Raw genomic sequence first — 10456 nt, 5'->3', positions numbered from 1 at the left:
CGCCACACCCCGGGGCCTGCGTATACGCCCCTGACCCGCACCGGCCGGGCGGGCGGCGCGGGGTCAGGGGCGCCGCCCGGCCGGGCACCACCCGACCCCGGCGTACATGCCCTGCGATCCGCCCGCCCCGCGCATCCGGGCGCTCCGGGGCGCATGGCCGCCCGCCCCGGGTCATACGGCCGCCATGGCAACACCCGGCCCACGGGCCCGCCCGCCCGACCGCCCGAAGGTCCCGCGTCCGCTCGCCCGCTCGCCTGCCCGGCCCACGGGCCGCCGCTCGCCCACTCGCCCGCCGGAAGGTCCCGCGTCCGCCATCATGGATGTCATGCCCGAAGGAGACACCGTCTGGCAGACCGCGAAGCGACTGCACATCGCCCTGGCCGGACAGGTCCTCACCCGGTCGGATCTGCGGGTGCCCCGGTTCGCCACGGCCGATCTCACGGGCCGGGTGGTCCTGGATGTCACACCACGGGGCAAGCATCTGCTCACCCGGGTCGAAGGCGGCCTCACCCTCCACTCGCATCTGCGGATGGACGGGGCGTGGCGGGTGTTCGCGGCGGCCGAGAGGTGGCGCGGTGGACCGGCGCACCAGATCCGCGCCGTCCTCGGAAATGTCTCGCGGACGGCCGTGGGCTACCGCCTGCCCGTGCTGGAGCTGTTGCGCACCGACGACGAGGAGAGGGTCGTCGGCCATCTGGGTCCCGACCTCCTGGGACCGGACTGGGACGCGGGCACCGCGCTGGCCCATCTGCTCGACCAGCCGTCCCGGGCGCTCGGCGAGGCCCTGCTCGATCAGCGCAATCTCGCGGGGATCGGCAATGTGTACAAGTCGGAGCTGGCGTTCCTGGCCCGGGTGACACCCTGGCTGCCGGTCGGTGAGCTGCCGGATGGCGTGGCCGAGCGGCTTCTCGTCACCGCGCACCGGCTGCTCGAAGCGAACAAGGACACGTTCGACCGCCGCACCACCGCCCGCTCCCCCGGCGCCGTCTCACGGGCGCCCCGCCTCCATGTGTACGGCCGCGAGGGGCAGCCCTGTCTCCGCTGCGGCACCCCGGTCCGCAAGGCCGAGCAGGGCGACGGCGGCGGCGAGCGCGTCACCTACTGGTGCCCCGGCTGCCAGTCCGGGCCCACTGATTGACGACGCGCCGGCGTTGACGACGCGCCGGCGCCTGCCGGCCAGGGGCGAAAGCTCTTCGGCCATCTTCCCCTGCGCGCACCCGGCCCCTGACGGGCCGTCCGCACCCGTCCCCGCCCACCCTGACTGACGCACCGTCAGATCCGGCCGGGCGCTCCCGGTATGCCGCTCAGAAGGAGGCGAGGTCACGGCTGTCGCCGCTCCGCCGGGTCGGCGAGCCCGAGGACATCGCGCACACGGTGCCGCATCTGGCGTCGGACGCGTCCGCGTTCACCACGGGCCGGATCATCCGGCCGAACGGCGGCGTCGCAATGCCCTGGTGAGGGGCCCCACACCCTGAGGGCCGTACGCCGGCCACCACGCGACGGAGTCACATGCACGGGCAGCAGGCTCAGTCCCCAGCCGCCCGCCGCGACCGCACCCTCGACCAGTCCGGCCCGTTCCGGGACGAACGCCAGCCGCAGTACGGCCCACCACCACAACCCGCCGACCAGCAGCGCGCCGAGGTGCGTGGCAGCGAGTCCGAGGACGGCCACCGGCAGAAGCGTGAATCCGCGTTGCGCCATGGCTGCCTCCCTCCGGACCACGCTAGACCGGCGCGATCACCCACTGGGAGGGCGCACCGGATGCGAACCCGGCGCACAACGCACCGAACGCGCCGGACAGCAGTACCCAAGCGAGCGGTACCCAAGCGAGCAGTACCCCGGCCGACGCCGCCGCAGCCGGGCCACCGCCCCATCCGCCGTACGCCCCACGCGAACGGGTCGTACGGCTCCTCTGAGCGCCCGCCGGGAAGCTCACCGGGAGGTCACCCGCTCTCCGCCTGGAACATCCACGCGTGCTTCTCCAGATCCGCCGTGAGGCCGATCAGGATGTCCTGGCTCACCGGGTCGGGATCGCCGGTCGCGTTGATGCGCTCCCGCATCCGTACGATCACCGCGGCCAGCGCGTCCACCAGTACCCGTACGGCGTCGCCGTCCTTGATCCAGCCTTCCGGCACGCTGCTGATCGCGCTCTGCTCGGCGACCGTCGCGGCACGCCCGTCGGGCGTCACCCCGATCGCGGAGCAGCGTTCCGCGACGGTGTCGGAGTGCAGCCGGGCGGTGTCCACCACTTCGTCGAGCTGAAGGTGCACGGACCGGAAGCGCGGTCCCACCACATTCCAGTGAACCTGCTTGGCCACCAGCCCGAGATCGACCAGATCCACCAGGGCGCCCCTGAGGGCCTCCCCGACCGTCTTGAGGTCGGTATCGGACAACGGGCTCTTCACCACAGACATACGTGTCCTCCACTCGGTTGTCAGTGAGTCCCACCATGACATAGGCCCCCCGGACCAGGCATTCGGACGGCCTCCACGACGAGCGACCGTCGACCGCCGTCCGTCCGCCGGGCGGCCACCCTTCCTCGCGCGCACCCGGGCGGGCCTGGCAAGCCGGTGAGAACCAGGTACAAAGACAAGTACAGGAGCGACCACGAAGCAAGCGTGGACGAGCAAAAGCCCCGTTCACTGCCCTTAAGGGCAGTGAACGGGGCTCACTCACATCACGCCGTACCCGCGCGCCCGACCGGGACCGTACTGGACGGTGCCGTACCGAACAGCGCCGTACGGATCAGGCCGCGACGACGTCGACAGCTTCGGCCGGTGCCTTGATCGTCACCCGCTCTGTCGGCACACCCGCCACCGACGTCACCGAGACGGAATTCAGCATCGAGCGTACTGGCGCAGGCACCGGCTCGGTGGCCGCCGCCGAAGCGGCCAGTTCGGCGAGCGACAACTCGTCGCTCACTTCGCGCATGAGCTCGGACATCCGTACGTCAAGCGCGTCGCAGATCGCGGAGAGCAGCTCAGAGGAAGCCTCCTTCTGCCCCCGCTCCACCTCGGAAAGATAGCCGAGCGAAACTCGGGCGGACGAGGAGACTTCGCGCAGAGTACGGCCCTGGCGCTGGCGCTGCCGACGCAGCACGTCACCCAACAGGCGACGGAGCAGAATCATCGGTGGCTCCCTCCTCGGACCGCGTAGCCGCATCCTTCACGCCCCACCGTACCGCCTCGTGCTGCGGCCGTGCGGGGAGCGATGTCGTGTTCACTCAGGGCTGCAAACATCAATTCCCCCCGTTCTGTTCCGTATCCTGTGCCCGCTCGGTTGCCCGCCGTTCGCCCGGAAGGCATCCGCGTACGCTCCGTACACTCTCTCTACGGATTTCCGCCCCGCTGCCGTTCAACCGCAACGGGCCGGAATACCTGTGCGGACCGGCCGGGCGACGGCCGCGCGGACCGCTCCGGCGGGTGGCCGATCCGGCGCCCTGACCCACCGCGCCCGGGTCGGCGATACGCCGGACAGGCCCCGGCAACCGGCCCACACCGACCGCCGGCAGCGGCACGACCTCGGGATTCATCGCTCCGCGCTCCGCCAGGAGGGTTCCGCCGGCGCCGGGAACCTCGCGCTCGGGGACGGTCGCGTACGCCGTGGGGCGGTTCCGGAATGCCGCCGGAACCGCAGGGACACCGCACGCACACCGCACGGACACCTGCCGGGCGGGGAGCCGTCGGACCGGCTGCCCGCGCCCGCGCCACCGCCGGGGCCCGCCACGCTCCGCGAGCACGCGCCCGGCCCGGACGGTCCGGCTCACCCCGGGTGCCCGGCCGTGCCGCGCTCCTTGGCGAGCCCCCTGCGCCTCAGGACGATCGCCTGTCGCACATAGTCGAGGCCGGTCAGGACCGTCAGGACGACGGCGAGCGCCATCACCCAGAAGCGGAGGGTGGCCAGGGGCCCGGTCAGCGCCAGGACGTACATCCCGACCGCGGTGCCCTGGGCGAGGGTCTTCATCTTCCCGCCCCGGCTGGCGGGGATCACGCCGTGACGGATCACCCAGAACCGCATCAGGGTGATCCCCAGCTCCCGGAAGAGGATCACTCCGGTCACCCACCACGGCAGATCGCCCAGCGCCGACAGCGAGATCAGCCCGGCGGCCATGATCGCCTTGTCGGCGATCGGGTCGGCGATCTTCCCGAAGTCGGTGACCAGGTTGTAGGTCCGCGCCAGATGCCCGTCGAAGATGTCGGTGATCATGGCGACGGCGAAGGCTGCCCAGGCCCAGGCCCGCCAGACGGGGTCGTAGCCCCCGTCCTGGAGCAGCAGCAGCACAAAACCGGGCACCAACACGAGCCGCACCATGGTGAGGATGTTGGCGATGTTCCACAGGCTGGCCTGATTGACGGCCGCGGCACCCAGCTTCCCACCGGGTGCGGGCCTGCCGGGCCTACCGGTGCCGCCTCCCGCGGAAGCCGGCACTCCGGTCATCTGGCCGCCCCCTGGTCCGGGATCCGGTGGCCGCCGCCCTCCCGAGCATCCGCAGGATCCGACTCCGGCAGACCGCAGTACTCGGCCACCAGGTCGACACCTTCGGTGCCGACCACCTTCGCGGTGACGATACGGCCGGGCACCAGCCCCTCGCTCGCGGTGAACACCACCTGCCCGTCCGTCTCGGGTGCCTGATGGGCGGCACGGCCCACCGCCGCGCCCTCGTCCTGGGCAGCGCCGTCGCCGTTCACCGACTCCACGAGCACATCGAGGCTCTCGCCGAGCCGCTCCTCGGCGCGCTGCGCGGTCAGCTCCTCGGCGAGCCGCGACAGATGGGCCAGCCGCTCGGCGATGACGTCGGCGTCGAGCTTCCCCTCGTACGAGGCCGCCTCGGTGCCGTCCTCGTCGGAGTAGCCGAACACCCCGATGGCGTCCAGCCGGGCGTGGGTGAGGAAGCGCTCCAGCTCGGCGAAGTCCGCCTCGCTCTCGCCGGGGAAGCCGACGATGAAGTTGGAGCGCACCCCGGCCTGCGGGGCCTTGCCGCGGATGGTCGCCAGCAGCTCCAGGAACCGCTCGGTGTCGCCGAAACGCCGCATCGAGCGCAGCACGGCGGGCGCCGAGTGCTGGAAGGAGAGGTCGAAGTACGGGGCGATCCCGGGTGTGGAGGTCAGGACGTCGATCAGGCCGGGCCGCATCTCGGCGGGCTGGAGATAGCTGACCCGCACCCGCTCGATGCCGTCGACGGCCGCCAGCTCCGGCAGCAGGGTCTCCAGCAGCCGGATGTCGCCGAGGTCCTTGCCGTACGAGGTGTTGTTCTCGGAGACCAGCATGACCTCCTTCACGCCCTGCTCGGCCAGCCAGCGGGTCTCGCCGAGGACGTCACTGGGCCGCCGGGAGATGAAGGAGCCGCGGAAGGACGGGATGGCGCAGAAGGAGCAGCGCCGGTCGCAGCCGGAGGCGAGCTTCACGGAGGCGACGGGGCTGGTGCCGAGCCTGCGCCGCAGCGGGGCGCGCGGCCCGGAGACGGGCGCCACGCCCTCGGGCAGGTCGGGCAGGTCGGGCAGCGCGGCGGGCGCTCCGTGGCCGGGCAGCGCCACACCGGACGCCCCCTGGCGCTCGACGGGGCTGAGCGGCAGCAGTTTGCGGCGGTCGCGGGGGGTGTGCGAGGCATGGCCGCCGCCGCTGAGGATGGTCTGGAGCCGGTCGGAGATATCGGCGTAGTCGTCGAAGCCGAGCACTCCGTCGGCCTCGGGCAGCGCTTCGGCCAGTTCCTTGCCGTACCGCTCGGCCATACAGCCGACCGCGACCACGGCCTGCGTTCTGCCGTGGTCCTTCAGATCGTTGGCTTCGAGGAGGGCGTCGACGGAGTCCTTCTTGGCGGCCTCGACGAAGCCACAGGTGTTGACAACGGCGACGTCCGCGTCTGCGGCTTCCTGGACGAGCTCCCAGCCGTCCGCTGCCAAGCGGCCTGCGAGCTCCTCCGAGTCCACCTCGTTACGGGCGCAGCCAAGAGTGACAAGGGCGACGGTACGGCGTTCGGGCATGGGCTCAAGACTACTTTGTCCCGGCCCACGCCCCTGCCGTCAGGCTCCCCGGCGCGATCGGCCCGGGTGGCACCCGGTGATCTCAGCCGACCTCGGGGTCACCCTTCGTGTACGACAGCCGTTCGACCTTGCCCGGTTTGAACTCGTCCCCGACCTTCTTCCCGTTGACGAACAGCTCGATCGCCCCCGCGTTGCCGAGGACGAGATCGATCCGCCGATCGTCCTGGAAGGTCTTGGACTGACCCTTGGTGAGCGTCCCGTCGAAGATCATCTTTCCGTTGTGGGATTTGGCGGAGACCCAGCTCTTGTCCTCCAGCACGGAGAGCCGGACCGTCACCTTGTCCTTCGGTACGACCGCGATGGCGCCGTCCGAGCGATCGGGCTTGGGGTCGGCCGGCTTGCTGGTGGGCGGCTTCGGCGCGGTGGTCTTCTGCTGGGGCGCGGGGCCCTCGGCGATCCGGGTGCCCTTGTCCTCCTCGCCTCCGCTGAAGAAGCTGAAGCCGACAAACCCGACCACGGCGACGATCGCGGCCACCATCGCCGCGGTCCAGTTGGGCCGGCGCGGCTCGGGCCGGATGCGCTCGGCTTCGAACAGCGGCGCGGCGGGGGTCGGCACGGGCCGCCCGCCGTGCTCGGAGTCGTACTGCGCGACGATCGGGCCGGGGTCGAGACCGACCGCCTGGGCGATCATACGGACATGGCCGCGTGCGTAGACATCGCCGCCGCTGCGGGAGAAGTCGTTCTGTTCGATCGCGTGGACGATCGGGACGCGCACCCGGGTGGAAGCACTGATCTCGTCGACGGTCAGTCCGGAATCAATGCGAGCCTGATGGAGGACACTACCGACCGAAGGCCGGTCGTCTTGGATGGACGGCTGGTCGTCTTCGGGGGAGTTGCCGATGGACACGGGGGTGCCTTTCGAGCGTGCAGCCACCTGCTGGAGGTTCAGTGTATGGGTGGTACGAAAGGGTGGGGCAACCGGGCGGAAGGAGTTTGTACGCCATCAGAATGGCCGATGGCGGCCAGGAGAGCGGGACATTTTTCCGCCCCTCCCTCCAACTGGACGTAGGACCGTGGGAAACGGTTGCCCGCGACCCCTTACGAGTGAGTCTCAGGTCGGTCTCACCTCGTTCAGGTCGGTCTCACCTCGTTACGACTGAGTCTCTCCCCGGATCACGGCGAGCACTCCATCGAGTTCGTCAGGTTTCACCAGAACGTCACGAGCCTTGGAACCCTCGCTGGGACCGACGATGTTCCGTGACTCCATCAGGTCCATCAGCCGTCCGGCCTTCGCGAAGCCGACCCGCAGCTTCCGCTGGAGCATGGATGTGGACCCGAACTGGGTCGATACCACAAGTTCGGCCGCCTGGCACAGCAGATCCAGGTCGTCGCCGATGTCCTCGTCGATCTCCTTCTTCTGCTTGGAGCCGACGACCACGTCCTCGCGGAAGACGGGGGCCATCTGGTCCTTGCAGTGCTGGACGACGGCCGCGACCTCGTCCTCGGTGACGAAGGCACCCTGCATACGGGTCGGCTTGTTGGCCCCCATCGGCAGGAACAGCCCGTCACCCTTGCCGATCAGCTTCTCCGCGCCCGGCTGGTCGAGGATGACCCGGCTGTCGGCGAGCGACGAGGTCGCGAACGCGAGCCTGGAGGGCACATTGGCCTTGATCAGACCGGTGACGACATCGACGGACGGACGCTGGGTCGCCAGCACCAGATGGATGCCGGCCGCACGCGCCAGCTGGGTGATACGGACGATGGCGTCCTCGACGTCACGCGGGGCGACCATCATCAGATCCGCCAGCTCGTCCACGATGACCAGCAGATACGGGTACGGGTTCAGCTCGCGCTCACTGCCCTCGGGCAGCTTGACCTTGCCGTTGCGGATGGCCTGGTTGAAGTCGTCGATGTGCCGGTAGCCGAAGGCCGCGAGGTCGTCGTAGCGCAGATCCATCTCGCGTACGACCCACTGGAGCGCCTCGGCGGCCCGCTTGGGGTTGGTGATGATCGGGGTGATCAGATGCGGGATGCCCTCGTACGCGGTGAGTTCGACCCGCTTCGGGTCGACCAGCACCATCCGGACGTCCTCCGGGGTCGCCCTTATCATCACCGAGGTGATCAGGCAGTTGATACAGGACGACTTGCCGGAACCGGTGGCTCCGGCGACCAGGACGTGCGGCATCTTGGCCAGGTTGGCCATCACATAGCCGCCCTCGACGTCCTTGCCGAGCGCCACGAGCATCGGGTGATCGTCCTCGGCCGCGTCGGCGAGACGCAGGACGTCGCCGAGATTGACCATCTCCCGGTCGGTGTTGGGGATCTCGATACCGACAGCAGACTTCCCCGGGATCGGCGAGATGATCCGGACGTCGGGGCTGGCGACGGCATACGCGATGTTCTTGGTGAGCGCGGTGATCCGCTCGACCTTCACGGCCGGGCCCAGCTCCACCTCGTACCGCGTCACCGTCGGCCCCCGGGTGAAGCCGGTGACCGCCGCGTCGACCTTGAACTCCCTGAACACAGTGGTCAGCGAGGCGACGACCGCGTCATTGGCGGCACTGCGCGTCTTGCCTGGGCCACCGCGCTCCAGCAGATCGAGCGATGGCAGCGAGTACGTGATGTCCCCGGCGAGCTGAAGCTGCTCGGCGCGCGGCGGCAGCGGCTGGGACTCGTCACGCGGGGGTTTGGTCAGATCCGGTACGGACGCGCCCGCGCCGGGCTCGGACCGCCGCGGCACCGGCTCCGGCTCACGGGCGGGCGGCACCGGGGACGCGGCGCGCTCCCGGTCGGCGGTGACGTCCCGTGTCAGATCGGCGACGAGCGGCGAGGGCGGCAGACCGTTGTACACGGCACCGTCCAGCGCGGCCGCCGCCGCGGCAGCGACATCCACGGCGTCCATCGGACGGTCCAGGGGCGGTTGCACAGAGCCCCGGGCGGGCCTGCGGCGCCGGGAGAGCGCCTCCACCTCGGCATGATCGGGGTCGTACTCCGCCGGCGCCTCACTCCGGCGCGCGGAGCGCCGGGTGCGCCCCGGAACGGCCTCGCGCCACTGTTCGTCGTAGCGACGGTCGTCGTCGGTGCCGTCGGTGACGTCGGCGTCGGCTCCCGGCTCGTGCGCGGGCGCGACCAGACCCAGCCGGGAGCCGAGGAGGCGCAGCCGCTGCGGGATGGCGTTGACCGGGGTCGCGGTGACGACGAGCAGACCGAAGACGGTAAGCAGGACGAGCAGGGGAACGGCGAGGACCGTGCCCATCATGAAGATCAGCGGTGTGGACGCGCCCCAGCCGATCAGCCCGCCCGCGTCCTGCACCGCCTCGGTGTCCGCGCGCCCCGGCGAGCCGCAGGCGATATGGACCTGTCCGAGCACACCGATCACCAGGGCGGACAGACCGATCACGATCCGGCCGTTGGCGTCGGGTTTCTCGGGATAGAGGATCAGCCGTACGCCGATCGCGCCGAGCAGTATCGGCACGAGCAGATCGAGTCGGCCGAAGGCGCCGGTCACCAGCATCTCGACCAGATCGCCGACCGGGCCGCGCAGATTTGACCAGGTGCCGGCCGCGACGACGAGAGCCAGGCCCAGGAGCAGCAGCGCGAGGCCGTCCTTGCGGTGCGCGGGGTCGAGGCCCTTGGCGCCCCGTCCTATGCTCCGGAACATCGCCCCCACGGCGTGCGCGATCCCCAGCCAGAGGGCGCGCACCAGGCGGTATACGCCCCCGGTGGGGGACGGTGCCGGTTTTGGCACGGGCTTCTTGGCCGCGGCCTTTTTCGCGGGGGCCCTGCGGGCCGGTGCCTTCTTCGGCGGCGTGGACTTCTTCGCCGCGGGCTTCTTGGCGGAAGCCGCCTTCTTCGCGGCGCCCGAGGCGCCGCTCGGGCGCCCAGCACGCGGCTTCGCGGTGCCCGCCGTGCCCTGGGAACCTTTGCCGGACGTACGTGAGGCCATGGTGGTGAGGTTACCGGTGTGAGGCGCGCTGGACACGTGTGCCCACCGAGTCACCCGTTCGTGTCGCCGTCCGCGGCGCCGGGATGACGCACCTTCAGCGGACCGCTGCTGGTCGCCCCGCCGGGCAGAGGCCAGTTGCCCGTAGGCGCAGAGATCGGTTTCCCGGTCCCGGTCAGTGATCGATTCCGCGTACGCTCAGGGGGTATCAGTTCTGCGACGGCAGGGTCGGGCCCGCGCCCGGCTCCAGTGCGTCCAGCGCCCGCCGCAGACCGGTCAGTTTGCGTTCGAGATGGGCGGCGGTGGCGACGGCAGCAGCGTCGGCGGAGTCGTCGTCGAGCTGTTTGGACAGGGCCTCGGCCTGCTCTTCGACCGCCGCGAGCCGGGCGGACAGCTCGGCGAGCAGCCCCGCGGGCTCTTTGTTGTTGCCGCCGGCGCCCGGCTGGGCGCCGCCTTCGAGTTGGAGCCGCAGCAGCGCGGCCTGCTCACGCAGCTGACAGTTCTTCATATACAGCTCGACGAACACCGAGAC

Annotated in this window: 7 protein-coding genes and 2 pseudogenes; 2 read left to right on the top strand and 7 right to left on the bottom strand. The window is 70.7% G+C overall.

The genetic code is table 11. The features are described from left to right. Positions 1-325: 325 nt before the first annotated feature. Both ACWF94_RS21935 and ACWF94_RS21930 read left to right on the top strand, forming a co-directional pair. Positions 326-1138, top strand: a complete 813-nt coding sequence (locus ACWF94_RS21935; protein WP_453490870.1) for an Fpg/Nei family DNA glycosylase — start codon at positions 326-328, stop codon at positions 1136-1138. Positions 1139-1323: 185 nt separating this feature from the next. Beyond that, positions 1324-1458, top strand: a pseudogene (locus ACWF94_RS21930) (SDR family oxidoreductase); the annotation flags it as partial. Between the two features lie 485 nt (positions 1459-1943). Here ACWF94_RS21930 and ACWF94_RS21925 read toward each other — a convergent pair. From ACWF94_RS21925 to ACWF94_RS21895, 7 genes and pseudogenes are all read right to left on the bottom strand, one after another. Then, positions 1944-2414: a Dps family protein gene (locus ACWF94_RS21925; protein WP_453490867.1), complete on the bottom strand. Its 471-nt coding sequence runs from the start codon at positions 2412-2414 to the stop codon at positions 1944-1946. Positions 2415-2745: 331 nt separating this feature from the next. Further along, the gene (locus tag ACWF94_RS21920; protein ID WP_453490864.1) at positions 2746-3129 is read right to left on the bottom strand and encodes a helix-turn-helix domain-containing protein; all 384 of its coding nucleotides are present in this window, start codon (positions 3127-3129) and stop codon (positions 2746-2748) included. Between the two features lie 633 nt (positions 3130-3762). After that, the gene (gene pgsA / locus ACWF94_RS21915; protein ID WP_453490861.1) at positions 3763-4437 is read right to left on the bottom strand and encodes a CDP-diacylglycerol--glycerol-3-phosphate 3-phosphatidyltransferase; all 675 of its coding nucleotides are present in this window, start codon (positions 4435-4437) and stop codon (positions 3763-3765) included. Further along, the gene (gene rimO, locus ACWF94_RS21910) at positions 4434-5981 is read right to left on the bottom strand and encodes a 30S ribosomal protein S12 methylthiotransferase RimO (protein ID WP_453490858.1); all 1548 of its coding nucleotides are present in this window, start codon (positions 5979-5981) and stop codon (positions 4434-4436) included. Before rimO ends, pgsA begins: the two co-directional genes overlap by 4 nt. 82 nt (positions 5982-6063) lie before the next feature. Continuing rightward, positions 6064-6888 (bottom strand): helix-turn-helix domain-containing protein, encoded by an 825-nt coding sequence (locus tag ACWF94_RS21905; protein ID WP_453490873.1) that lies wholly within the window; start codon positions 6886-6888, stop codon positions 6064-6066. A 243-nt stretch (positions 6889-7131) separates the two neighbouring features. Next, a complete protein-coding gene (locus tag ACWF94_RS21900) occupies positions 7132-9927 on the bottom strand; it encodes a DNA translocase FtsK (RefSeq protein ID WP_453490855.1) in 2796 nt (931 codons plus the stop codon). Positions 9928-10132: 205 nt separating this feature from the next. Next, positions 10133-10456 (bottom strand): annotated as a pseudogene (locus ACWF94_RS21895) (response regulator); the annotation flags it as partial.

It is taken from the genome of Streptomyces sp. NPDC055078 (genome assembly GCF_053607985.1).
Note: the sequence above shows the minus strand (reverse complement) of the source record. Positions and strands in the feature narration are given on the sequence as shown.

Bases quoted from the DNA above. Each gene is read 5' to 3' on its own strand.
- pgsA (WP_453490861.1), bottom strand. From the start codon at position 4,437: ATGACCGGAGTGCCGGCTTCCGCGGGAGGCGGCACCGGTAGGCCCGGC.
- ACWF94_RS21900 (WP_453490855.1), bottom strand. From the start codon at position 9,927: ATGGCCTCACGTACGTCCGGCAAAGGTTCCCAGGGCACGGCGGGCACC.
- ACWF94_RS21920 (WP_453490864.1), bottom strand. From the start codon at position 3,129: ATGATTCTGCTCCGTCGCCTGTTGGGTGACGTGCTGCGTCGGCAGCGC.
- ACWF94_RS21935 (WP_453490870.1), top strand. From the start codon at position 326: ATGCCCGAAGGAGACACCGTCTGGCAGACCGCGAAGCGACTGCACATC.
- ACWF94_RS21925 (WP_453490867.1), bottom strand. From the start codon at position 2,414: ATGTCTGTGGTGAAGAGCCCGTTGTCCGATACCGACCTCAAGACGGTC.
- rimO (WP_453490858.1), bottom strand. From the start codon at position 5,981: ATGCCCGAACGCCGTACCGTCGCCCTTGTCACTCTTGGCTGCGCCCGT.